The sequence below is a fragment of the Embleya hyalina genome (genome assembly GCF_003967355.1).
Classification (GTDB): Bacteria; Actinomycetota; Actinomycetes; order Streptomycetales; family Streptomycetaceae; genus Embleya; species Embleya hyalina.
The window spans coordinates 320,177-344,255 of record NZ_BIFH01000016.1 but is presented as its reverse complement, the minus strand read 5'-3'; the positions used below and the strand labels follow the sequence as shown (position 1 = coordinate 344,255).

The window sequence follows — 24,079 nt, the reverse complement described above, 5'->3', positions numbered from 1 at the left end:
CGAGGGTGGAGGCCCTGCCCGAATCCGAGTCCGGAGGTCGTCGTGGCTCCTTCTCTTCCCACGCCCGTCGCCGAACCGGCCATCCCCGCGCGGGTGTTGCGCCGCCGGCCCGGGTGGGCACCGGGCGCGGCGGTCGTGGCGGCGGCGGTGTACGCCGTCGTCCAGGTGGCATGGGCCGTGACTGGGACGGCCGTGCCGTGGAAGGCCCACTCCGCGCACCCGGCGGTGGTCCAGTACACCCTCGCGCTGGTGGCCCTGCTCGCCGGCACCGCGGCCTGCCTCGCACCGCGCACGCGGCAAGCGTCCCGCGGCGTCGCCGGCGTCCTGCTCGGCGCCATCCCCGTCCTGGGCTTCGGCATGGCGCCGTTGCCCGCCTACCTGGTCACGATCACCGCCGGCGCGGGCGTGGAAAGCGCGACCGGCCTGGCGCACGTCCTGCTCAGCACGATCCTCACCACCGTGCTCGCCCTCGCCCACCACCGGCGATCCACCGGCACCTGCCCCGACTGCGGCCAAGCCCATGTCGCCGCCCGCGCCGATACACCGCTACAGCGGCCCGCACCGTCGATCGCGTCCCGCCGAACCCGGCGCACCGCGTTGCTGCTGACCACCGGCCTCCTGCCGTGGATGGCCGTGAAGACCATCTGGACGCTGGGCGGGGACGCGCTCGGCATCACCGCCGAACGCTGGAAGGCGTCGCACGCCGACGACTCCCGGGCGGTGCGCGCACTGGCCGACGTGGGTATCGACGCGACCGTACTGGCCGCCTGCGTGGCCCTCTTCCTGATCGCCGGGCTGCTGTACCCATGGGGGCAGCGCTTCCCACATCCGCTGCCATGGCTGGGCGGCCGTCGCGTGCCCCGACTCCTGCCGCTGGTGCCGGCGGCGCTCACCGCGTTCGGGCTCGCCCTGTACGGCGTGCTCCTGTCGGCGTACGCCCCCCTCGCCGCGCTCGACGTGCTCCCCGCCCCCGAGCCGGACCCGCTCATCGGCGGCACCCGCTCCGGCACCCTGTGGCTGGTCGCCTTCGGCGGCGCCGCGTTCGGCGGCCTGGGCTTCGCCCTCGCGGTGGCCGCCCGGTCGTACGCCGCTCGCACCCGGCCGCGCTGCACGCTCGCGTCCCCCTGAGCGCCCGGCCCGAACGGTCAACCCGCGTGCACGAGTTCGGCGTGCAGGTCGAGGGCGGCCAGGCGGCTCACGCCGAAGCTGTTGCCGTAGGTCAGACCCGCCTCGAAGCGGTCCACCGTCCCGGTCGCCCGGACCGTGGCGACCGTCCCGGACGTCTGCACCGTGTGCGTGGTCAGCGTGATCGGCGTGGCCCGGCCCCGGATCGTGAGCAGCCCCCGGACCAGCCACAGGCCGCCCGCACCCGGCCGAGCCACCTCGGTGCTCGCGAACAGCACGTCGGGGTGGCTCTCGGCGTCCAGGAAGTCGGGGTTGCGGACGTGCGCGTCCCGCTTGCGATTGCCGGTGGTGAACCCGGCCGCGTCCATCCGGGCGCGCACCTCGGTCGGCTCGCCGTCGGGGCCCACCGACACCGTCGCCTCATGGATCGGGAACGCCCCGCGCACCGAGATGACCATGAAGTTCTTCACCGCGAAGGCGGCCCGGCTGCGCTGCGGATCGACGGTCCACAGACCCGGTCGGATGGTCGGGGTCGCGGAGGTGGGCGCGGTCATGGCGACGGCCTTTCACGGGCGGCAGCGGAAGCGCATGGGGCGGTCCCGGGATCGCTCGACGCGTCGATCCACCTTCAGCGTAGAACGAATCAGTTCCGGAACTCAAGAGTTCCGATACCGGCCATGCGGGGCGGCCCGCCGGTTCGCGACCCGGAGGTGGGATTCTGGGAGAACCGCCGCGACGACCCACGACGGCGGGACAAGAACCACGAGCACCACGAGCAGCACGAGGAGGCGGCCATGCCCGACACCGAGGTCGACGGGTCCGCCGGGGCCGCCGAGCCCGCCGTGCCGCTCGACAACGGTGCGCTGCGGCGGCCCCCCGTCGCTCCGGCCGGGCGTGGTGGGCGACCGCGCGACGCGTACCGCGACGCAGAGATCATGCGCGCCGCGCTGGACGTGCTGATCGAGCAGGGCTACGACCGGCTCACCATGGACGCCGTGGCCACCCGCGCCCGGGCCGGCAAGGCGACGCTGTACCGGCGCTGGCCGTCCAAGGAGGCGTTGATCGCCGAGGCCGCGCTGTGCGCCGGCGCGGACGCGGAGGAGCCGGTCCCGGACACCGGGACGCTGCGCGGCGACCTGATCGCGATGCTGGCCGACACCGCCGACCACATCGACGAGGCGCACGCGCGCGCCGTGGTCGCGCTGCTGCCGATCCTGCCCGGCAATCCCGAACTGGCCCGCGTCGTGCGCGAACGCTTCGTCACCCAGTGGCAGGTCATCCTGCAACCGCTGCTCGCGCGCGGACGCGAGCGCGGCGAGGTGCATCCGGACCGGGATCCGGACCTGCTCGCACTGGTCCTGCCGTCGATGGCCTTCTATCAGACCGTCTTCGCCGAACACCCGGTCGACGCGGCCGTGTTGCTCCGCCTGATCGACGAGATCCTGCTGCCCCTGGCAGCGACGCCCCCGCACCGGTGACCCGTGCCCCGGGTGACCCGGGCCGCGCAACCCGCGGCCCGGGTCACCCGCGGGGCCGGGCGGGCCCGATCGCGCCCGCCCGGCCCCGCACCACGATCGATCAGACCGTCGGCGCCGCCCCCGATCCGGCCAACTGCCGGTCCGCCGCAGCCTGGATGGCGTCCTTGTCGCCGATCTCCACGTCCGGGACCGCGTCGGGCAGCACGTCCTCCATCCGACTCAGCGGCCGGTACGCCAACCCCAACAGGCCCCAGACGCCCAGGGTCAGGCCGACCAGGACCAGCAACAGCCCCGTACCGCGCCCCGGTCCCGTGCCCAGGATCGGCCCCAACGACCCGGCGAGCGCGCCGTCGGAGCGCAGCAGCGGCTCGAACACCCGGTCCGCCAGCGGTCCGGCGGTCAGGAAGCCCAGCGGCATCATGGACATCGCCAGCATCTGATTGGTGGCCAGCACCCGACCCTGCAACTCCATCCCGACCTTGGTCTGGATCAGCGCCATCCAGTGCGAGTTGAGGATCATCAGCGCCGCCCACAACACGAACAGCCCGACGGCGACGAAGACCGGCTCGGGCCGACTGCCCGCGAACATCGCGGCCACGCCGACCACCGAGGTGAAGCCGATCATCCCGGTGGCCCGCCGCGCGGTACCGCCCCACAGGGCCATCACCAGCGCACCGAGCACCGCGCCGATCCCGCCGACCGCGGTGACCACGCCCAGCGTCACCGCCGACCCGTCGGCCAGCACCATCGGGGTGACCAGCACGGTGGCCACCGCGAAGAGGTAGTTGAACACCACGAAGAAGACCACCATCGCGACCAGTCCGCGCCGCCGCACGATGTAGCGCCAACCCGTCACCACCTCGCGCAGCAGCGGTTCCTCGCGCTTTTCGAACAGTGTGTTCGGGAAGCGCACCCGCAGCAGTACGGTCACCCCGACCAGGAACGTCGCCATGTCGAACAACACCACGCCGTGCAGCCCGACCGCCGCGACCAGCACCCCGCCGGCCAGCGCGGCGAGCATGTCCCCCGATCCGGTGCCCAGTTGGGCCAGCCCGTTGGCCTGGCCGAGGTAGCGCTTGGGCACCAGTTGGGCGATCGCCGCGAGGTAGGCGGGCCGTTGGAAGGCGTTGCAGACCGAGCCGATACAGGCGACCACGTACACGTGCCACAGGTCGAGATATCCGGTCCACAACAGCACGCCGAGCGAGAGCATCGCGGCGGCGGCCGCGGTATCGGTGACGATCATGATCCGCCGCCGGTCCATCCGGTCCGCCACCGCCCCGGCGATCGGCAGCAGCAACACCGCGGGCAACACCGCCGCCACCGAGATCATCGCGAAGTCGAAGGCGGACCCGGTCCGGAGGTAGACCCAGACGCCGAGCGCGAACGTGGACAGCGCGGTGCCGATCATCGACACGAACTGCCCACCGGCCACCTTGGCGAACGTGGCCAGATTCGGCCGGGCCGCCGCCGGTCGCGCGGCCGGGGGTTCGGCCGCCGGCACCGGTCCGGCCGCCCAGCGCCCGAGCAACCGGGCCAACTCGCCCGCCTGGTGCTTGAGGAAGTAGTGGCCGGCCCGCGGGATCACCGCGAGTTCGACGCGTGGGCCGAAGTGCTCCCATTCCGCGTAGCGTTCCTCGTACAGCAGGGTCGCCCGGTCCTTGTCGCCGACCACGCACAGGATCGGCGCGGCCACCGGAGCGGGCCGCTCGGCACCGTAGGCGCGGGTGTAGAAGTCCTCGGCCTGGCGCACGTCGTGCCGCAACGCCCGGATCAGGTAGCGCTGTTCGGCCTCGTCGTAGACGTCGGTGAAGCCGCCCATCGCACGCAGGTAGTCGAGGTAGGCCCGGTCGGACAACATGCGGTCGCCGGGCAGCCGCTCGGCCACCCACGCGGCGAGCCGACCCGGGAGCCGGGCGGCCGGGAAGGTGCCGCCGAGCGCCAGGCCGCGCAGTTCGGCGCCGGCCGCCTCCAGGCGCGCGGCCAGGGCGGTGGCCAACGCGCCGCCCAGGCAGTGCCCGTACAGCAGGATCGGCCCCTGGATCCGCGCCACGATCTGCGCGGTCAACCGGTCCGCCAGCGCGTCCAGTCGCTCGGGTTCGTCGTCGGGCCGGCCCGGATCGTGTCCGGGCAGTTCCACCGCGTACAGCCGGTGTCCGGCCGGCAGCGCGTCGGCGAGCGGCTGGAAGGTGATCGGGCTCCCGCCGCCGTACGGGACGCAGACCAGGGACAGCGTGGTCGGCCCGGTGTCCCGGGTGAGCCGGTGCAGCAGCGAACGATCGCCCTCGTCGGTCTCGGGGCCGGCGGCGCGGTGGTCGATCAGGGCGGCGAGTTCGCCCACCACGGGGTGTTGGAACAGGTCGATGACGGACAGGCCCCGGCCGATGGCGCGCACCGCGCGAACGGCGGAGAAGCTGTCCCCGCCCAGGGCGAAGAAGTCGTCGCCGGCGCCGATGCCGCCGGTGCCGAGGACGTCGGCGAAGGTCGCGGCCACGGCCTGTTCGGTGGCCGTGACGGGTTCGACGCGGGCGTCCGGGACGGATGCGGGTTCGGGTTCGGGCAGGGCCGCGCGGTCCACCTTGCCGTTGGGGGTGAGGGGCAGGGCGGACAGCACCACGACCGCCGAGGGAACCATGTAGTCGGGCAGGCGGGTGCGCACGGCGGTGCGGATCGTGGGGCCGTCGGGGACGGTCCGGCCGTCCGGCGCCGCGGGTTCGAGCACCACGTAGCCCACCAGCTTGCGGGCCGCGCCCTCGCCGCGGGCCACCACGACCGCCTCGCGTACCCCCGGCAGTGCGCCGAGTTCGGCTTCCACCTCGCCGATCTCGACCCGGAAACCGCGGATCTTGACCTGGTGGTCGGCCCGGCCCAGGAACTCGATCAGGCCGTCGGCACGCCGCCGGACCAGGTCGCCGGTGCGGTACGCACGCCGACCGTCGAGGTCGACGAAGCGCTCCGCGGTCGACGCCGCCGGGCCGAGATAGCCCCGGGCCACCCCCGCGCCGGTCACGTACAACTCGCCCGGCACACCCACCGGGAGCGGTCGGCGCGACGGGTCGAGCACATGCGCGCCGACGTTGCCGAACGGCAGCCCCAGCGGTGCGCTCGCCGCGCCGGCGGGAACCTCGGTAACGGGTGCGCCGAGCATCGAGACGGTGGTCTCGGTCGGCCCGTAGTGGTTGTGCACGGTCAACTCCGGCCGGGCCGCCCGGATCCGGTCGAGCAGTTCGGCGCGGAGCGGTTCGCCCGCGCAGATCAGCAGTTCGCGCGGCAGCGCGTCGGCGAACCGGTCGCCGACCGCGGCCAGTCCCTCCAGGTGGCTGGGCACCAGCTTCATCGCATCGATGCGATGCGCCGTCAGATACGCGGCGAACGCGTCCGGGTCGGTGGCCTGGTCCCGGGTGAGCAGGTGCAGGCAGCCGCCCGAGGTGAGCGCGCCGAACACGTTGGTCGTGCCGAGATCGGCGGCGAAGGTGGAGACCAGCGCCCAGTTCCACGGCCGACCGTCGCCCGCCCGCCCGGGTCGTATTCGCTCGCGCAGTCCGTACAGGTAGTTGACGTAGTTGCGGTGCTCGACCGCCACCGCCTTGGGTGTGCCCGTGGAGCCGGAGGTGAACAGCACGTAGCACAGGTCCGTGGCGGCGACCGGCGACGTCGACGGCACGGCGGGGTCCGGGACCGGGTCGGCGGGGGCGACCGGGTCGGGGGCGACGACCGGGAGGGTGTCGCCGACGCGGACGTGCAGATCGGCGGTGGCGACCACGGCGACGGCGTCGGCGGCGCCGAGGAGCGTGCGGACGCGGTCGTCGGGGTAGAGCGGGTCGAGCGGCAGATAGGCGCCGCCGGCCTTGAGGATGCCGAGCATGCCGACGATCAGCGCGGCCGAGCGCTCCGCGAAGAGCCCCACGACGCGGTTCGGGCCGACCCCGAGGGCAGTCAGTCGCCGGGCCAACGCGGTGGCACGGGCGTCGAGTTCGACGTAGGTGAGGGTTTCGTCGGCGCCGCAGACCGCCGGTCGGTCCGGGGTGGCGCGGGCCTGCTCCTCGATCAGGCCGTGCAGGGTGCCCGCGGTGTCCCACGCGCGGGCGGTGTCGTTCCAGCCGGCGAGCGCGCTTTCCTCGGCGGCGGTCAGCAACGGCAGTTCGGCCACAAGCCGTTCCGGGTCGGCCGCCATCGCGTCCAGGACGGTGGCGAGGTGGTCGAAGGTGCGCCGGATGGTGCTCTCGTCGTAGAGCGCGCTGCGCCAGACCAGGTCGGCGCGCAACTCGTCGGCGGGTCCGGTGTCGAGCACCGCGATGGCCAGGTCGAACTTCGCGGCGCCGGTGTACGTGTCCCGCCACTCGACCTCGACGCCGGGCAACGTGGGCTGTACCGAGGTCTGGTTGTGCACGTTGAGCAGCACCTGGAACAGCGGTGTGTAGGCGAGTTCGCGATCGAGGTCGAGCGCGTCGACGAGTCGGTCGAAGGGCAGTTCCTGGCGGGCGAACGCGGCGAGGGTTCCCTCCCGGACCCGGTCGAGCAGTTCGCGTACGCTCGGTTCGCCCGACAGATCGGTGCGCATCGCGAGGGTGTTGACGAAGCAGCCGATCAACGTGTCGGTGCTGCGGTGCGTGCGCCCGGCCACCGGGCTGCCGACGGTCACGTCGGTGCCGCCGTGGTACCGGGCGAGCACCACCTGGAGGGCGGTCAGCAGCACCATGTACGTGGTGGTGGCGGTGCGTTCGGCCAGGGCCCGGACGCGGCGCGAGCGGTCCGCGCCGAAGGCGACCTGGACGCGCTCGCCCGTGGTGTCGGCGACGGCGGGGCGCGGGCGGTCGGTGGGGACGGTGACGGTGGCGGGTGCGCCGCGCAGCCGGTCCACCCACCAGGCGCGCTGCCGGTCGAGCTCGGCGGCGAGGGTGGTCTCCTGGCGGTAGGCGACGTCGGCGTACTGGACCGGCAGGGGCGGCAGTTCGGGTGCACGGCCGGCGAGGCGGGCGGTGTACGCGGCGGTCAGCTCGCGAAACAGCACGCCCACCGACCAGGCGTCGGCCGCGATGTGGTGCAGCACCACGCTCAGTACGTAGCGGTCGTCGGATCGTAACAGGGCGGCCCGGATCGGCGCTTCCTCGGCCAGGTCGAAGGGTTGCCGGGCCTCGGCGGCGAGCCGGTCCGCCACGTCCGGCTCCGGCAGGTCCAGGACGGACATCGCGAACCGGTCGACGTCCAGGACGGTGGGCAGCACGTGGCCGTCCACGCTGGGGTACACCGTGCGCAGCACCTCGTGCCGGGCCACCACGTCGGTCAGCGCGGCGCCGAGCGCGGCCTCGTCGGGGCGGCCGGTCAGGCGCAGCACGAGCGGCATGTTGTAGGCGGCGCCGTCGGGTTCGTACTGGGCCAGGAACCACATCCGGCGTTGCGCGGCGGACAGCGGCGTGGGCACCCCGGCGGGCCTGGGGATCAACTCGGCCCGGGGTGTGGCGGATCGGGCCCGGGCCAGCCGGCGGCGCAGGTGTTCGCGGCGGGCGCGCTCGGGATCGCGGTCGGGCTCGGCGCGGGTGGTCAGGATCTCCTCGGAGTCGGTCATCGTACGTCCCGCACACTCGGGCCGGGGTATTCGGTCGGGCCGGTGTGCTCGATGACGTCGGCGTATTCGTCGAACACCGCGGGATCCTCCGGTTCGGCCATCAGGATGTCCTCGATCCGGCGGGCCATCGCGGCCAGGCTCGGCGCCTCGAAGACGACGCGCAACGGGAAGGTGATCTCGAAGCGCTCCTCGACCATGGCCGCCATGCGCAGTGCCTGGAGCGAGTTGCCGCCCAGGCCCAGGAACCGGTCGTCGCGGCCGATCCGGGCCGGCCCGAGCAGTTCGTGCCAGATCTCGGCCAGGATCTCCTCGCAGTCGCCCTCCGGTGGCGCGCCGCTGCCGCCGGGGCGCGGCTCCGGCAGGGCCTTGCGGTCGATCTTTCCGGCGGGGGTCAGCGGCAGCGCGTCGAGCGGGATCAGTACGCCGGGGATCAGGTGTCGGGGCAGCCGTTCGGCGAGCGCGGTGGTCGACTCGGCGGCGACCAGCGGTGTTTCCGAGACGACGTAGCCGACCAGGGTCGGCCCGGCGGGTGCGTCCCAGACGCTCGCGACGGCGGCGGTCACGCCCGGCAGCGCGGTCAACCCCGCCTCCACCTCGCCCAGTTCGATCCGGAAGCCGCGCAGCTTGACCTGGTGGTCGGCCCGGCCGTGGAATTCGAGCGAACCGTCGCGGCGCCGGCAGGCGATGTCGCCGGTGCGGTACATCAGCGCGCCGGGTGGGCCGAACGGGTCGTGGACGAAACGCTCCGCGGTGGTTTCGGCGTTGCCCGGGTAGCCCAGCGCGACACCGGCGCCGGCGACGCACAACTCGCCGGGCGCGTTGACGGGGGCGGGGCGGCCGGCCGAATCCAGCACGTACACGCGGGTGTTGTCGATCGGCGTGCCGATCGGGACCACGCGCAGCGCGGCGTGCGTGCGGTCGACGCGCAGCAGGGTGGACCAGACCGTGGTCTCGGTGGGGCCGTACATGTTCCACACCCGCGCGCAGCGGTCGAGCAGCGCGCCGGCCAGGTCGCCGGTCAGCGCCTCGCCGCCGGAGAGCGCGACCAGGCCGGGGCGGCCGGGCCAGTGCGCCTCCAGGAGCATGCGCCACGTGGCCGGGGTGGCCTGGCACACCGTGACCTCGCGGCGGTCGAGCCATTCGGCCAGCCGGCGGCCGTCGGCGCTCGTCTCCCGGTCGGCGATCTCCACCCGGGCGCCGACCACGAGCGGCAGCCACAGTTCCAGGGCGGCGATGTCGAAGGTGAGCGTGGTGACGGCGGCCATCGTGTCGGCGGCGGTGAGTCCGGGTTCGCGGGCCATCGAGAGCAGGAAGTTGACGATGGCGCGGTGCGGGACGGCGACCGCCTTGGGCCGGCCCGTGGAGCCGGAGGTGTGGATGAGGTAGGCCGGATCCTCGGCCTCGATGCCCGGGTCCGGGGTGGCGGCGGGGGCGAGGCGGACCTCGTCGCCGTCCACCAGGACCACGTCGTAGCCGGGGTCGGCCAACAGCGGCACGCCGGCCGCGTGCGCGCTCTCCCCGACGATCAGGGTGACCTTGGCGTCGTCGAGCAGGGCCCGGTTGCGGGCGATCGGCTGGTCGGTGTCGATCGGCAGGTAGGCGGCGCCGGTGCGCAACACGGCCAGGAGCGCGGCGGGCAGCAGGTGGGTGCGGGGCATGGCGACCGCCACGCGGGTGCCGCGCTCGGCGCCGTGGTAGCGCAGGGTGCGGGCCAACCGGGCGGCGAGGGCGTCCAGTTCGTTGTAGGTGAGGGTGCCGCTCGCGGCGGAGACGGCGATCGTGTCCGGGGTGCGGGCGATCCGCGCGGCGATCAGATCGGGCAGGGACACGTCGGGGCGGGCGATCGGGGCGGGGTTGGCGGCGTCGACCACCCGCGTGTATTCGGCCGGATCGAGCATGATCGTTTCGGCGATCGCCCGGTCGGGCGCCGCCAGGCCCTCGGCCAGGATCGCCATCAGGTGGTCGACGATCGTCGCGATCGAGGTCTCGTCGTAGCGCCCGGTGCGGTACTCCACGGACAGCAGCGGTCCGCTCGCCGGGAACTCGACGAACATCGACACGTCGGTCTTGGCCCCGCCGTTGCACATCTCTTCCAGGAACTCCAGAGTCATGCCGGGGAGTTCGACCGCCGCGCCCGGGTGGTTCTGTACCGCGAGCAGCAGTTGGGACACGGGTGTGGAGGTGTCGGCGCCGGCCACGCCCGCGAAGCGCAGCTGCTCCAGGTAGGGCAGCGCGCTGTGGTCGAGCGCGTCGAGCACGACCGGGCGCAGCCGGTGCACCAGCCCCCGGAACGAGTCGCCGCCCTCGACCCGGAAGCGCAGCGGCACCGTGTTCAGCAACGGGCCGACCACGTCCTCCAGTTCCGGCAGCGGGCGGACCGCGAACGGGGTGAGTACGGCCTGGTCGACGCGGCCGGTGTAGCGGTTCACGAGGATGCCGAGCGCGGCGAGCATGGCCATGTACAGGCTGGCCCCCTCGCCGGCCGCCCACTCCTCGGCGGCGCGCACGAGGCCGGCGTCGAGGCGGCGGGCGAACCGGGCCCCGCTCGGGTCGAACGGGTCGGCGTGGGTGCGATCGCCCGGCAGGTACTGTTCCGGGTCCAGGTCGGCCAGCCGGCCGGCCCAGCGGCGCGCCTCGTCCTCGTGCGCGTCGGCGTACCGGCGCTCCCAGGCGGCCACGTCGCGGTATTGGAGCGCGGGTTCGGCGAGCGGCAGGCCCTGGTAGGCCCGGGCCAGGTCGTTCAGGAGCAGTCCGATCGACCAGCCGTCCATCGCGATGTGGTGCACGACGAGCAGCAGTTCGTAGCGGTCCGGGCCCACGCGCACGGCGACCGCGCGCAGCAGCCGACCCTCCGCGCGGTCCAGCGGCCGGCGCGCGTAGGGGCGCAGTGCCGCCTCCACCTGCGCGGGGTCCGCGTCCGGCAGGTCGATCAGCGGTACCTCGACCGGGTAGGGCGGTCGAATCTCGGCCACCGCCGCGCCGGCCCGGAACATCAGCGCGGTGCGCAACACCTCGTGCCGCCGCACCAGTTCACCCAGGGCCCGACTCAGTTCGGCCGGATCCAGCGCGCCGGTCGCCCGGATCCGCAGCGGCACGTTGTACAGCGCGCTGCCGGGGGCGACCAGTTCGTGCGTGGCGAACTCGCGCTGGACGGTGCCCACCAGGACGGGGGTGCGCGGGTCGCGGTACGGCGGTTCGACCAGAGGTCCGGTCGAGCCCGGTTCGGCCCGCTCGACCCGTTCGGCCACGGCGGCGGGGGTGGGCAGGGCGAAGAAGGTGTCGAGCGGTATGCGAACCCCGAACTCCCGCTCGACGCGGGCCAGTAGTGCGACGGCCAGGAGCGAGTTGCCGCCGGCGTCCAGGAACGGGTCGTGCACGCCGATGCGGGGCACGCCTAGCACGTCGTGGAAGATCGCCACGACGCGGGTCTCGGTGGGTGTGCGCGGGCCGACGAACTCGGCGGCCACGAAGCGGGATCGGCCGACCTCGGGCAGCGCCTTGCGGTCGATCTTGCCGTTGAGGGTGAGCGGCAGCTCCGGGAGGAGGCGAACGGCGTCGGGGAGCATGTAGGCGGGGAGCCGGGTGAGGCAGTGGGCGCGCAGGTCGGCGGGACCGGCGGCAGGCGCCCGGGCGGCGGCGCCGACGGCCGGACCGGCGGTGGTCCTCCCGGCGGCGGGCTGCACGAACGCCGCCAGGAAGGGACCGGCCGCGTCCTCGCGCAGCACCACGGCGGCGGCCTGCACTCCGGGGTGTCCGGTCAACACCGCCTCGATCTCGCCGAGTTCGATCCGGAAGCCGCGCAGCTTGACCTGCTGGTCGACCCGGCCGTGATACTCCAGCGCGCCGTCGGGTCTGCGGCGCACCAGGTCGCCGGTGCGGTAGCGGCGTTCCCCCGCCACCGTGACGAAGCGCTCGGCGGTCAGGTCGGGGCGGCCGTGATACCCCTGCGCGAGTCCGTCGCCCGCGAGGTACAGCTCGCCCAGCTCGCCGGCCGCGGCGGGTTCGCCGTCCTCGGCGTGTACGTGGGCGGTGGTGCCGGGGATCGGTACGCCGATCAGCGGCTCGGCCCGGTCGTCGCGGTCCACCACGGCCCAGGTGGAGTACACGGTGTCCTCGGTCGGCCCGTACAGGTTGTACAGGAACTCGACCTGCGGGCACGCGTACACCTGGTCCGCGACCCGGCGCGACAGCGCCTCGCCGACCAGGTTGATCGTGCGAACCCCGGCCGGCAGTCCGGGACCGCGCAGCAGCGCGGCGATCGCGCTGGGCACGGTGTTGATCAGGGTGACCTCGTCCCGGGCGGGCGCGTCGGCGAGCGCCAGCACGTTCTCGACGAGGATCACCGTGCCGCCGACGGCGAGCGGGAAGAACAGTTCGTAGACGGAGATGTCGAAGCACACCGAGGTGGAGCACAACACCCCGCGGACCTGGTCGGGGCGATAGGTGTCGGCCGCCCAGCGCAACATCGCGACGACCCCGCGGTGGGTCACCCGGACACCCTTGGGCCGGCCGGTGGAGCCCGAGGTGTAGAGCACGTAGGCGAGATCGTCCGGGCCGGTCGCCGCGCGGGCGGGCGTCGGGTCGGCGGGCGGCGGGCCGTCGACGTGCACGAGCCTGGTCGCGGCTTCGGCCAGGAGGTGTTCGTGGGCGCGGTCGGTGACCACGACGGGGGCCCGCGAGTCGCCGATCACCCACTCCAGCCGGTCGCGCGGATACTCGGGGTCGAGCGGTACGTACGCGGCTCCGGCGCGGAGGATCGCGAGCAGGGTGGCGACGAGGTGGGGTGTGCGGGGCAGGCAGACCCCGACCAGAGTGCCCCTGGTCACCCCGGCCGCCGCGAGGCGCGCCCCGATCGCATCGGCTTGCTCGCCCAACTCGCGGTAGGAGAGCCGGTGTTCGCCGGCGATCACCGCGATCGACGCGGGCGTTCGCACGATTCGGGCGTCCACCGGAGCGGCCAGGGGTGCGGCCGGATCCAGCTCGGGGAATGCGGTTGAACTCATCGACTCTCCTGAAGGGTCCTCATGCCGATTCGTGGTCGGCGACGCAGGCGATGTGCTCCCGGGGAGATCGTGGAGGAAGGATTTGACTGTGCCTAGCATCTTCCCCCCACGACTTCGGGTTGGCCGAAAGCAGCCGTAGCACCACCACGCCCGGAGGGCGACGAACCGGGTCGAGTCGGACCGTGGCGGCCGGCCTCGAGGGGAGCAGGTCTATCGCGCAACGCTTGCGAAAGGCTTGGCACGCACCGGAGTCGCGGGTCGTCCGGGTTGGTTGCGCGGGGGGCGGGCCCAGGAGAGGCCGCTTCGGGAGCCGCGGTTGTCGGGGTTGCCCGGGGGCCGGTTCGCGGGAGTCGGGGCGTATGTGAGTGATGGGCGCTTCGCCCGGCTGTCGGCTGCCGGACACCCGGCGGACCCGATCGTTGGTCCGGGCTTCAGGCGCGTGTGGTCGGCGGTTCGTCGGCGATCCCTACCGTTTCGGGCATGCCTGCACAGACACCCGCGTCACCGTTCCGGCTGCCTCGGCGGCACCGCTCCCGGCTCCGGGCCGGCGCCCTGGGCACCGCCCTGGGCCTGGCCGCGACCGCCGCGCTCGCCGGCGTCTCGGTCGCCGCCTCGACCGACTCGGCCCAGGCCGCGCCCGCCGTCGGCGACGTGGTGGTCTCGGAGGACTTCAGCGGCTCCGCGCTGCCCGCCGGTTGGCGCGCGGTCGAGGGCGACTGGAAGGTCGAGAACGGCCGCTTGGTCGGTACGTCCGCCAACTCCGGTCAGCAGAGCCGGATCACCTTCGGCCGACACCTGGAGGACTTCCGCTTCGAGGCGGTCGCCCGCTTCGAGAGCGCCGTCGACGCGGCCCGCTGGACCGCGTTCGGCCTGGACGTGCCGGCCACGGGGAACACGCCGTGGTCGATCGCCACGATGCGTACCGGCACCACCGCCGCCAACGGCCTCGAATTCGCCCAGCGCACCACCGCCAACGCCTGGAACGTCACCGACACCGGCTCCGCGCCGATCGCCGCCGGTACCGGCCGCGACGTACGGATCGCGGTCGAGGTGCACGGCGCCCGGGCCCGACTGATCGTGGACGGACGCGAGGCGCTGCGCACCACCCGGGTGCAGCGCTCCGCCGACGGCGGCCAGGCGCTCCTCGTCAACGGCGCGCGGGTCTCCTTCGACGACGTCAAGGTCACCACGCTCGCCCCGGAGGCCAACGCCTACCTGCGGGCGCCGGGTGCGCCGATGTCCGTCGTCGCGCACCGGGGCGCGTCCTCCGCCGCGCCGGAGAACACGCTGATCTCGGACGAGACCGCCCGCCGGGCCGGCGCCGACTGGATCGAGAACGACGTACAGCCGAGCCTGGACGGCATCCCGCACATCCTGCACGACGACACGGTGAATCGCACCACCGACGGCAAGGGCCGGATCCGCGATCTGACGGCCGCTCAACTGGCGTCCCTGGACGCGGGTTCGTGGTTCTCCCCGCTGCACACCGGGGCGCGGGTGCCGACGCTGCGCGCCCAGTTGGACGACCTGCGCACGCGCGGCGGCAACCTGCTCCTGGAGATCAAGGGCAAGCACACCAAGGACGAAGTGGCCCGCATCATCCGGGACATCAGGGACACCGGGATGAGCGGCCGGGTCTTCGTCCAGAGCTTCGAGGTCGACGCGCTGGAATTCACCCACGAGTTGGCGCCCGACCTGCCGCTGGGCCTGCTCCGCAGCGCCCTGGACGCGGACCCGGTCGCCCTCGCCAAGCGCCTCGACCTCAAGGCCTACAACCCATCGGCCGGCGGCCTGGCCGCCCGCCCCGGCGTGGTCGCCGACCTGCATCGGGCCGGCGTCGCGGTGATGGTCTGGACGGTCGACGACGCCGCCGGCTGGAAGACCCTGGAGGCGGGCGGTGTGGACGCGGTGATCACCAACCGTCCGGCCGAACTCGCGGGCTGGAACGCCGCGTGGCGCCAGAACGGCACCCCGCCGACGCCGGCCGCCCCGACGGTGCGCATCCTCGCCCCGGCCGCCGGAGCCCGCGTCGAACGCGCGGCCTCCCCGGTGCCCGCGCTCGACACCACCGGCGCCGAGTCGGTGCGACTCACCCTGGACGGCGCGGAGTTCGCGGCGGGCACCCCGATCGACACCACCGCCCTCCCCCTCGGTGCGCACACCCTCCGCGCCGAAGCCAAGGGCCCCGGCGGCACCACGGTCGCGGAATCCACCTTCACGATCACCGCCACGCGCACCGGCCTGGCCCACCTGATCCTGACCTCCGGCGCCGACCGCGTCGCGGTGGCCACCCTGACCACCATGCTCGCCCACGACCAGTACCCCCAGCTGGCCAATTGGGCGGAGAACCAGTCCGGCCGCACCATCCCGGCCCCCAAGGCCCGACAGATAGCCGGCGACGCCCGCGCCCTGAGCTGACCGGAGCCGGACGCCACAGCCACAGCCACAGCCACACGACGTCTCCGGTGCACGCGAGATCGCGTGCACCGGAGACGTATTCGTGCGCCCCGCACCGAAGTGCCGTCGACGTCACCGATCGTGGGGGACGGGCATCACGAGAGCGAGGCGAGAAGCCCGATCCCTTCCGCCAGGACGCCGGGCTGTCCGAGGGCACGGAAGTCGGCCTCGACCGCCGCCAGGTCGAGGGCGCCGGCGCGCACGGCGCGGCAGCGGACGACGGACCACAGGAAAACGTCGAGGTTGTCGAACTGCGTCCCGTCCTCGATCACCTCCTCCTCGTGGAACCACACCGCGACCCGGCCGTTCGCGAGCACGACGTAGTAGTTGCCCCCTCCGTCGGCGCCGATGGACCAGACGTCGTCGTCGGAAAGCTCCGTCTCGTAGTCGGAGTCGAGGATCCGGCAGTCGTTGGCGGCGAACTCGAAGCCGTACGACCAGTCGTATATGTCGAGAAACCCGCCCGGCAGGCTTCCCGACCGGACCCTGCGGTCGAAACCGGCCAGGGCCGTCGCGGCGTCGCGCGAGAGCCCGGCGAGGAACGGTTCGACCGGGCGGATCGACGCCGGGATGTCGACGCGCGGCCCGTCGGGGAACCAGCGCGCCAGGTCGGCGTCCAGCTCCCGATCGACGTACCCGGTCAATTGAGCAACGGTGAGAGACATACGGCGAGGTTAGCCGGCGCACACCGAACCGGACACGGCCGACCGGATGTCGGGCCGCCGCGTCCGGCCGGCGCCGCCGGTGAGCCTGGGGTCGCGGGGTCGACCCGGACCGTAGACTTCGGGAATGGGCGAGCGGTTTGTGGTCAGTGCGCTTGTGTTGCTGGTTCCCGATGTGGAACAGGTCGTCGAGCCCTGGCGGGAGCGATACGACCCGCGCGTCGCCGAGGGGATCCCGGCGCATGTGACCGTGTTGTACCCGTGGTTGCCGCCCACGGAGATCGCCACCGAGGACCTGGAGGCACTGGGCGCGATCGCCGGTGGGCAACCCGCGATGGAGCTGGTCTTCGAGCGGATCGGGCAGTTCCATCGCGGGCTGTGGCTGGCCCCCGACCCGGCCGACCCGGTGCTGCGACTGATCGAGGCGGTGACCGACCGCTGGCCGGACTACCTCCCCTACGGCGGCGCCTACCTCGACGATCCGGACGACGTCGGACCACACCTGACCGTCGCCCTCGGCCGGGACACCGACGAACTGCGGACCCTGGCCGAGGAGGTCACCACCCGCCTGCCCCTCACCACCCGGGTCGCCGGCCTCGACCTGGTGGTCGGCGACGAGGACGGCACCTGGTCCCTGCGCGAGTCCTTCCCTTTTGCTACCCCGAGCCCCCCGACCCGGGACTAGGCCCCGTCCGGCGGGACTTGCCGGACGGGACCGGGTCCCGAGGGGGTTCAGGGTTTGAGCATGAAGGTGAAGTCGGCGCAGACCTTGCCGGTCAGCCGGACGGCGGAAACGACTTTTCCGTCCGTGACCAGTCGCTCGACCTCGGCCCTGGGCAGGCCGCGACCTTCGGCGATCAGGCGCACCGGACGGACGGGTATCCCTGCCGCGAACCGGACCGCGACGTCGATCACCTCGCGCTCCGGACGAGCCGTTCCGCCGGTGTCCAGGCGCCAGGCGCCGGTCCAGTCGAGGGCGATGCGATTGCGGCGCCGGACGAGCGGATCCCGGAGCAGTTCGGCCGCCAGGCCGAGGTCGTTGGCATGCAGCCGATCGAGGAGTTCGGGTCGTACGGAGCGCACGTTCGTTCGCTCCAGGACCGTCAGCTTCGCCGTTTCCCCGCAGGCGGTACAGAGCGCGAGGAGCCAGGCGTCGATGCGCTTGTGGTGCGCGTTGACGCGGAATTTGCCGTTCGCCCGGAGGCGCTCGGCCGCGCAGCCGTGGCAGCGGCGGAGAACGAGGGGCAGGCGGGTGGGCATGACCACCCAGGTTTCGAGCACAGGTGTACACCGGTTCCAGTGAGAAGACCGCAGCAAGAAGCAGCGCGGCGCGGATGCGCGACGCGCGACCAACAGCGCTCGGGGAATCTCACACGGTGTACAACGGCACTTCCTTGCCTGGAGGACGGGTCCGGCAGCACGGTAACGGCGCACGGTGACGCCGTTCCACCGATTTTCCGACGGTGCACGACCAGCCGTCGCCACCACCGAGGATGAACGAGGTGGATCCTCGCGGGTCGGTGGATGGCGAGACGTGGGCGCCGCTTCCGAAAGGGTCTAGCCGGCTGCCCGGGCCCTGCGTTGGCGCTTGGACAACGGGGCCTGGGACAGGTCCTCGGCTTGGGCCCGGAGGTTCTTGTGACCGTAGCCGCGATCGGTCAGCCATCGGTCCGCGGCGGCCAGCGCCCGCTCGGTGGCCGCGACGATGTCCTCCTCCGCCTCGCCCGAGTCGACGAAGCGGAAGGTGAAGAACGCGCGCGCCGCGAGGTCGTACGTCAGGTGACCCTCGGGCGTGAAGGCCGCCCGCAACACGTCGTGCTCGGCGGCCCGGGCGAGCAGTTCCGCCCGCTGCTCCTCGCCCAGCCCGTCGAAGGCGCCTCGGACGGTGATTCGGAAGGTGCGTTCGCTCATGGGCAAACCCTAGGCGGCGCCTCAACCGGATTTCGGTCCGGACGTCCGGGACCCCGCACAGGCCCCCCGGGGCTCAGCGCTCCTTCGTCCACGACCCCAGGACCATCAGCGTCTTGGTGCCGGTGACGTTCCCGTTGCGGCGGAGGTGGTCGATCACCTGTTGCAGATGGGTGATGTCGCGGACCCGGACATGGATCAGCGCGTCCGGATCGCCGGCGATCGTGTACACCGCCTGTACCTCGGGGGTGTCCGTGGCGGTGCGCACGATCTCGCTCACCGGCATGCTGCCCGGGTAGCGCAGTTCGGTGAACGCCTCGACGCCCCATCCCAGCTTGGCGTGGTCGATCTGCACGGTGAAGCCGGTGATCACACCCTCCTCGCGCAGCCGGTCCACCCGGCGCTTGACCGCCGCGACCGACAGGCCGATCTGCCCGGCCATCTCGGAGAAGGTGCGCCGCCCGTCCTCGCGCAACATGCGCAGGATGTTGTGGTCGATGCTGTCGATCTCGGCCATGCCCGACGCTCCCGTCCTCGGCGCTGCCCACGCAAAGCATCGAACCCGAGTCCGATCGGCAGGCAAGAATCTTGCGGCCTGTACCCGATCCCCCGCAAGGTGCTTGCGCCGACGACCGAACGGCCCACGTCGAGGCCGACCCCCCGGGATCCTTCCGGATCGTGCCGCGCGGCCCGATACGCTTCCCGCCGGGACCCGAGACCCCGGGGACGACGACGCGTCGACCGGTTCGGCGGGAGGGCTTCGCCATGCGCAGGACACGAGCGGATCACCAGGATCCCGAGGACGTCGGCGGCCCGACCCACCCACCGGGTCGCGGCCGGCGGAGCCACGGGAGCGACCACCACGCGCCCCATCCGCCCCCGGCGAACCACGGCCACGCCCACGCCCACGCGCACGGCCCCGCCTCCCCCGTCTCGACCCGGCTGCGGCGCGTGGTGGCCGCCGTTCTCATCCCGTTCGCCGCCGCCGTGGTGGTCGGCCTCGTGGTGTTGTGGCCCAGCGGTACACCCGCGCATCCGCGTACGGGCGTGGGCTTCGACCAGGAGACCCGGGACGGGCGCGTCACCAAGGTCGAGGAGTTGCCCTGCGCCCAGGCGGACGCCGACGCGTTCGCCGCCGGCAACGGCCACCCCGGCGACCCGGCCGGCGCCGCCGCTCCCCCGCCGGACGCCACACCCGGCGGCGTCCCCTGGCCCCCGCCCACCACCGCGCCCGGCTCGGCGCCCCCGCCCGCCGACTGCCGCCGAGCCACCATCGAGATCACCTCCGGCGCCGACAAGGGCCGCCGGGTCACCGAGGTGGTCCGGCCGGACCAGCTGCGCCGGTTCTCGGTCGGGCAGGGGGTGGTGCTCGCGTACGCCCCGGGCGCGCCCGAGGACCTGCGCTATTCGGTGATCGACGTCCGGCGCGGCCCGCCGATGTTGCTGCTCGCCGGCCTGTTCGCGGTCGCGGTGATCGTGGTCGGGCGGATGCGCGGGCTGACCGCACTGATCGCGCTCGCGATCAGCTTCGCGGTGTTGTCCTTCTTCATCCTCCCGGCCATCCTGCACGGGTCGGATCCGCTCCTGGTCGCGGTCGTCGGCGGCAGCGCGATCATGTTCACGGCCCTGTACCTGTGTCACGGCATATCCGCGCGCACGTCGGTCGCGGTGGTCGGCACGCTGGTCTCGGTGGCCCTGATCGGGGTGTTGGGGAAGCTGTTCATCGGGTGGGCGCACCTGACCGGCAACACCTCCGACGAAACCGGCCTCGTACACGCGCTGTATCCGCACATCGAGTTGCACGGCCTGCTGTTGGCCGGATTCATCATCGGTTCGCTGGGCGTACTCGACGATGTGACGGTCACTCAGACCTCGGCGGTGTGGGAACTCAAGCAGGCCGACCCGACCATGACGGCCCGTCGGCTCTACCGCGCGGGCATCCGGATCGGCCGCGACCACATCGCGTCGACGGTCAACACGCTGGTACTGGCCTACGCGGGCGCCGCGTTGCCGTTGATGTTGCTCTTCTCGATCGCGCGCCGGGACGTGCTGGACGTGGCCACCAGCGAGATCGTCGCCGAGGAGATCGCCCGCACGCTGGTCGGCAGCATCGGCCTGGTCGCCTCGGTCCCGGTCACCACCGCGCTGGCGGCGCTCCTGGCCGCGGCCGATCACGGCCGGCCGACGAAGGGTGCCGCCGCGCCGGCCGTCACCGTACCGGCGCCCGCGTCCCGGGGTCGCCACCGAGGCCGCTGAGCGCGCGCGGAGCCTCGCGCCGCTCGGCGTGACGAACCCCACCACGCGCCATCTCCCGTATTCGGGATACCGTCTCGAATATGAGAGACACGGACGAGGACGCGGCGGCGCCGAGCCGTGCCGCCGCACAGGTCGAGGCGCGGCTGGCCGGTCGGCTCGCCGAACTCCGGTCGGAACGCGGCTGGTCGCTGGACGAGTTGGGGCGCCGGACGGACGTGAGCCGGTCCACCCTGTCCCGGCTGGAGCGGGGCGAGATCAGCCCGACGGCGGCGCTGCTCGGCCGATTGTGCACGGCGTACGAACGGACCATGTCGCAGTTGCTGGCCGAGGTCGAGTCGGAGCCACCACGGCTGGTCCGCGCCGAGCGGCAGGAGGTGTGGCAGGACCGGACCTCGGGCTTCACTCGTCGATCGGTGTCCCCGCCGCATCCGAGCCTGCGCGGCGAGGTCGTCGAGGGCACCCTGCGCCCGGGCGCGGACATCGCCTACGACGGCCCGTCCCTACCCGGCCTCGAACACCACATCTGGGTGCTGGACGGCGTCCTGGAGGTCACCTCGGGCGGTCGGCCGCACGAGGTGCGCGCCGGCGACTGCCTGCGCTACCGGTCGTGGGACCGCTCACGCTTTCGCAACCCGGGACCCGAACCGGTCCGCTACGCCCTGCTGATCGTCCTGCCCTGACGGAGAGCCGCCTTGCACACCATCACCCGATTGACCGTCGACGACTTCCGCGCCGGCATCGCGAACCTGGCCGACCTCCTCGTCGACGTGGTCGCCGGCGGCTCCTCCGTCGGCTTCGTCACCCCGCTCGACCACGCCGCGGCGGCGGCCTGGTGGCGCTCCCTGGACTCCTCCGTGGCCGACGGCAGCCGCCGGGTGTGGGTCGCCCGAGGCCCGAACGGCGTGGCCGGCACGGTCGGTCTCGTCCTGGACCCCAGGCCGAACAGCCGGCATCGCGCCGAGGTGGTCAAGCTCATGGTCCACGGCGACGCCCGGGGGCGCGGACTCGGCCGAGCCCTGCTGCGCACCGCCGAACAGGGCGCCGCCGACGCGGGGAGACACCTGCTCCTGCTCGACACCGAGGCCGAGAGCACCGCCGACCACCTGTACCGGACGGCCGGCTGGACCCGATACGGACTGGTCCCGGACTATGCGACCGACCCGGCCGGGACGCTGCGGGACTGCACCTTCTACTACAAGCGCGTCGCCTGAGCCCGAACGGTTCGCACCGGGTGGATCGGTCACCGGTCGCCCGGCGCCGCTCCCCCGACCGGTAACCCCCCGCCGGTGATGGGGCTGTCCCCCGTGCCGGGCCTGGGGGTCGCCGGATTCCGGGCGGGGGTCGAACTTCCCTACCTTCGTGGGGGTTCGGCCCTTGCCGAACGGGAACGCCAGTCGCACCCCAGGGGGAACGATCACCGTGGACCGCAGGAGAAACCGCACCTTCACCAGGCTGGCCGCCGGTACCGGACTCGCCCTCGCCGCCGTGGCGTCGACCACCGCGCCGGCGCTCGCCGAGGCACCGCCACGAGACCGGGCGGCCCCGTCCGCCGCCGCGCTCCCCACCTTCGACTTCGGCGACTGCCCGGCACTGCCCGCCGGCGCGGATCCCGACAGGTGGCGCTGCGAAGTACACGTCGCCACCGGGGAGATGCGGCTGGGCGGGATCGTCGTCCCGATTCGCCCGATGACCATCACGCACGCCGAGGGCCCGCTGCCCGACGGCACCACGGGCCAGGTCTTCGGCGCGCTGCACGCGACCCCGAGCCCGACCTCCGGCGGCCTGCTCGGCGTCCCCGGCCTCCCCGAGCGCGCGCCGCTCCTCGGGATGAACGTCGAGACCAAGTACGGCGGTTGGTTCGACTTCCTCTCGCACGGCACCTCGGCCGGCGGCCTGGACGTGACACTGGCCCTGAGCGGCCCGCTGCTGCCGAAGGACTGCTCGATCGGCACCGCCGAGCAGCCGATCCGGCTGACCATGACGCGCAAGGGTCCCAGCGAGTGGATCTCCAAGGACCCGCCCGTCCTCAAGGGAACCCTGTGGGACGACACGGTCGCCGTCCCCGCCGCCGGCGGTTGTGGTCCGCTCGGCACGGTGCTGAACCGGCACAACGGCCTGCCCTCGCCCGGCGGCAGCAACTCGGTCACCCTGGACGGGCTGTACACGTTCAAGACGTACAGCCGGCTCGGTCGCTGATCCACGCCCGTCGGCGTCACGTCCCGTCGGGGCGAGCACGATCGTCCTATCCTGACCGGACAGCCGCGACCGAGTGTGGGGAGAACGTCGACATGGAGCTGGCGGCGCGGTACCGGGGGTTGTACGAGGCCGGACTGTTCACCGCGGAGTGCGCCGAGGACGCCTATCCCCTCGGCGCGCTCGACCCGGTGCTGCGCGCCTCGATACGGCGCGAACTCGGCGCCCGGGAAAGCAGTATCGACTACTGCGACAGCCGGATGGACGTGGCGGCGGCGGTCGAGGGCCTGGCCGCGATCGCACCGCGCTACGCCGAGCTGCGCCGGGAGCTGTTCTCCGACCGGCACCACGTCGGGCGCCCGGCGTCGCGGTGGCGCGTGGTGAGCCCCGACCTCGCGGTGCTGGCCCCGCTCCAGGTGTGGCGGCAGCCGCCGGCGTACGCCCTGCTGCTGCGTGACCCGGGGACGGCGACCGGGGGCGCCCAGTCGTGGGACTTCATCGTCTACCCGCGTTCCGGGGATCCCCGGGTGCCCGGAACCACGTACACCACGATGGTCTTCCCGGAAGCCTCCTCGACACCCGGATCCACGGCCGGTCCCGCCGGTCCGGCGTCCGGCGCCGTGCCCGGCTCGACGCCCGGTTCCGGGGCGGCGTGGCTGCCGGGCACCGTACAGGTGACCAGGCAACTCGAGGAACAACGCGAGCACTACGAGCAACTGACCTACGGCTTCGCGGCGTTGGGGCGCAGGGTGCGGTTCGCCGCGCTCGACGACCCCGACGGCGGCCGCGGGCCACAACCCCCGATCGACTGACCCGCAGAGCCACGACCAATCCCGCGGTCGGCCGACCGCGGGATTGGCCTGCCTTCGATTTCTAATGACTACAGAAGTGTGTAATCATTAGATAGATGGTGCTCATCCCGAGCACCGAGCATGTGGCGTCGCGTCGCGCCGATCGGGAACAAGGAGCAACGATGGGCAACCTCAAGGCACTTCAGACCGGCCATGTCGGGCTGAACGTCACCGACCTCGACCGTTCCGTGGCCTTCTACCGGGCGGTCCTGGAGGTCGAGGTATCGGCCGAGGGCAACGAGGAGGGTCGCCGCTTCGCGTTCCTCGGGCGGGACGGGAAGCTCCTGATCACGCTGTGGCAGCAGAGCGAGGGCGCGTTCCCGACCCGGAGTCCCGGATTGCACCACCTGTCCTTCCAGGTGGAGACCATCGACGAGGTGAAGGCCGCCGAACGGGTCCTGCGCGGCCTCGACGCGCACTTCGACTACGACGGCGTCGTCCCGCACGGCGAGCACGGCACCTCCGGCGGGATCTTCTTCACCGACCCGGACGGCATCCGCCTGGAGATCTACGCCCCGTCCGGCGCCGACCCGGCCGACGCCCCCACCGCCGGTGCGCCGACCTGCGGCTTCTTCTAGAC

General features: G+C 73.0%; 17 protein-coding genes. 10 read left to right on the top strand and 7 right to left on the bottom strand.

The features are described from left to right. Window positions 1-42 precede the first annotated feature (42 nt). Window positions 43-1,128: a hypothetical protein gene (locus EMA17_RS12225; protein WP_246126609.1), complete on the top strand. Its 1,086-nt coding sequence runs from the start codon at window positions 43-45 to the stop codon at window positions 1,126-1,128. 17 nt (window positions 1,129-1,145) lie between these two features. Here EMA17_RS12225 and EMA17_RS12220 read toward each other — a convergent pair whose 3' ends face one another. Beyond that, window positions 1,146-1,679, bottom strand: coding sequence for a YceI family protein (locus EMA17_RS12220; protein ID WP_126636956.1), 534 nt, complete (start codon window positions 1,677-1,679; stop codon window positions 1,146-1,148). Between the two features lie 123 nt (window positions 1,680-1,802). Here EMA17_RS12220 and EMA17_RS12215 point away from each other — a divergent pair, with 123 nt between their 5' ends. Next, window positions 1,803-2,603, top strand: coding sequence for a TetR/AcrR family transcriptional regulator (locus tag EMA17_RS12215; RefSeq protein WP_160161384.1), 801 nt, complete (start codon window positions 1,803-1,805; stop codon window positions 2,601-2,603). 100 nt (window positions 2,604-2,703) lie between these two features. Here EMA17_RS12215 and EMA17_RS12210 read toward each other — a convergent pair whose 3' ends face one another. Beyond that, the gene (locus EMA17_RS12210) at window positions 2,704-8,169 is read right to left on the bottom strand and encodes a non-ribosomal peptide synthetase/MFS transporter (protein WP_126636954.1); all 5,466 of its coding nucleotides are present in this window, start codon (window positions 8,167-8,169) and stop codon (window positions 2,704-2,706) included. Continuing rightward, window positions 8,166-13,172, bottom strand: a complete 5,007-nt coding sequence (locus EMA17_RS12205; protein ID WP_160161383.1) for a non-ribosomal peptide synthetase — start codon at window positions 13,170-13,172, stop codon at window positions 8,166-8,168. The genes EMA17_RS12210 and EMA17_RS12205 overlap by 4 nt, the downstream gene beginning before the upstream one ends. A gap of 480 nt (window positions 13,173-13,652) precedes the next feature. Here EMA17_RS12205 and EMA17_RS12200 point away from each other — a divergent pair, with 480 nt between their 5' ends. Further along, window positions 13,653-15,590 carry a glycerophosphodiester phosphodiesterase gene (locus EMA17_RS12200; protein WP_126636952.1) on the top strand — a complete coding sequence of 646 codons (1,938 nt, stop codon included), beginning with the start codon at window positions 13,653-13,655 and terminating at the stop codon, window positions 15,588-15,590. 134 nt (window positions 15,591-15,724) lie between these two features. Here the strand turns inward: EMA17_RS12200 and EMA17_RS12195 are convergent, their stop codons facing one another. After that, window positions 15,725-16,294, bottom strand: a complete 570-nt coding sequence (locus tag EMA17_RS12195; protein ID WP_126636951.1) for a hypothetical protein — start codon at window positions 16,292-16,294, stop codon at window positions 15,725-15,727. A 124-nt stretch (window positions 16,295-16,418) separates the two neighbouring features. On the opposite strand from EMA17_RS12195, the gene EMA17_RS12190 reads away from it, so the two are divergent. Further along, entirely contained in the window at window positions 16,419-16,976 is a 558-nt protein-coding gene (locus EMA17_RS12190; protein WP_126636950.1) for a 2'-5' RNA ligase family protein, read from the top strand. 47 nt (window positions 16,977-17,023) lie between these two features. Here the strand turns inward: EMA17_RS12190 and EMA17_RS12185 are convergent, their stop codons facing one another. The 3 genes from EMA17_RS12185 to EMA17_RS12175 form a co-directional block, all read right to left on the bottom strand. Next, the gene (locus EMA17_RS12185) at window positions 17,024-17,572 is read right to left on the bottom strand and encodes a DUF1062 domain-containing protein (protein WP_126636949.1); all 549 of its coding nucleotides are present in this window, start codon (window positions 17,570-17,572) and stop codon (window positions 17,024-17,026) included. 276 nt (window positions 17,573-17,848) lie between these two features. After that, window positions 17,849-18,202, bottom strand: a complete 354-nt coding sequence (locus EMA17_RS12180; protein ID WP_126636948.1) for a DUF6204 family protein — start codon at window positions 18,200-18,202, stop codon at window positions 17,849-17,851. Window positions 18,203-18,275: 73 nt separating this feature from the next. After that, window positions 18,276-18,716, bottom strand: a complete 441-nt coding sequence (locus EMA17_RS12175; protein WP_126636947.1) for an Lrp/AsnC family transcriptional regulator — start codon at window positions 18,714-18,716, stop codon at window positions 18,276-18,278. Between the two features lie 248 nt (window positions 18,717-18,964). Between EMA17_RS12175 and EMA17_RS12170 the strand changes: the two genes are divergently transcribed. The 6 genes from EMA17_RS12170 (at window position 18,965) to EMA17_RS12145 (ending at window position 24,077) form a co-directional block, all read left to right on the top strand. Further along, entirely contained in the window at window positions 18,965-20,455 is a 1,491-nt protein-coding gene (locus tag EMA17_RS12170; protein WP_126636946.1) for a YibE/F family protein, read from the top strand. 80 nt (window positions 20,456-20,535) lie between these two features. Then, window positions 20,536-21,135, top strand: coding sequence for a helix-turn-helix domain-containing protein (locus EMA17_RS12165; RefSeq protein WP_126636945.1), 600 nt, complete (start codon window positions 20,536-20,538; stop codon window positions 21,133-21,135). A gap of 12 nt (window positions 21,136-21,147) precedes the next feature. Continuing rightward, window positions 21,148-21,666, top strand: a complete 519-nt coding sequence (locus EMA17_RS12160) for a GNAT family N-acetyltransferase (protein ID WP_126636944.1) — start codon at window positions 21,148-21,150, stop codon at window positions 21,664-21,666. 208 nt (window positions 21,667-21,874) lie between these two features. Next, window positions 21,875-22,651, top strand: coding sequence for a hypothetical protein (locus tag EMA17_RS12155; protein ID WP_246126608.1), 777 nt, complete (start codon window positions 21,875-21,877; stop codon window positions 22,649-22,651). Between the two features lie 92 nt (window positions 22,652-22,743). Further along, the gene (locus EMA17_RS12150) at window positions 22,744-23,460 is read left to right on the top strand and encodes a hypothetical protein (RefSeq protein ID WP_126636943.1); all 717 of its coding nucleotides are present in this window, start codon (window positions 22,744-22,746) and stop codon (window positions 23,458-23,460) included. A 161-nt stretch (window positions 23,461-23,621) separates the two neighbouring features. Then, entirely contained in the window at window positions 23,622-24,077 is a 456-nt protein-coding gene (locus tag EMA17_RS12145) for a VOC family protein (protein ID WP_126636942.1), read from the top strand. Window positions 24,078-24,079: the final 2 nt, after the last annotated feature.

Coding starts and splice junctions, on each gene's coding strand:
- EMA17_RS12220 (WP_126636956.1), bottom strand. CDS start 1,679: ATGACCGCGCCCACCTCCGCGACCCCGACCATCCGACCGGGTCTGTGG.
- EMA17_RS12215 (WP_160161384.1), top strand. CDS start 1,803: ATGCGGGGCGGCCCGCCGGTTCGCGACCCGGAGGTGGGATTCTGGGAG.
- EMA17_RS12210 (WP_126636954.1), bottom strand. CDS start 8,169: ATGACCGACTCCGAGGAGATCCTGACCACCCGCGCCGAGCCCGACCGC.
- EMA17_RS12205 (WP_160161383.1), bottom strand. CDS start 13,172: ATGAGTTCAACCGCATTCCCCGAGCTGGATCCGGCCGCACCCCTGGCC.
- EMA17_RS12200 (WP_126636952.1), top strand. CDS start 13,653: ATGCCTGCACAGACACCCGCGTCACCGTTCCGGCTGCCTCGGCGGCAC.
- EMA17_RS12195 (WP_126636951.1), bottom strand. CDS start 16,294: ATGTCTCTCACCGTTGCTCAATTGACCGGGTACGTCGATCGGGAGCTG.
- EMA17_RS12190 (WP_126636950.1), top strand. CDS start 16,419: ATGGGCGAGCGGTTTGTGGTCAGTGCGCTTGTGTTGCTGGTTCCCGAT.
- EMA17_RS12180 (WP_126636948.1), bottom strand. CDS start 18,202: ATGAGCGAACGCACCTTCCGAATCACCGTCCGAGGCGCCTTCGACGGG.
- EMA17_RS12175 (WP_126636947.1), bottom strand. CDS start 18,716: ATGGCCGAGATCGACAGCATCGACCACAACATCCTGCGCATGTTGCGC.
- EMA17_RS12170 (WP_126636946.1), top strand. CDS start 18,965: ATGCGCAGGACACGAGCGGATCACCAGGATCCCGAGGACGTCGGCGGC.
- EMA17_RS12165 (WP_126636945.1), top strand. CDS start 20,536: ATGAGAGACACGGACGAGGACGCGGCGGCGCCGAGCCGTGCCGCCGCA.
- EMA17_RS12150 (WP_126636943.1), top strand. CDS start 22,744: ATGGAGCTGGCGGCGCGGTACCGGGGGTTGTACGAGGCCGGACTGTTC.
- EMA17_RS12145 (WP_126636942.1), top strand. CDS start 23,622: ATGGGCAACCTCAAGGCACTTCAGACCGGCCATGTCGGGCTGAACGTC.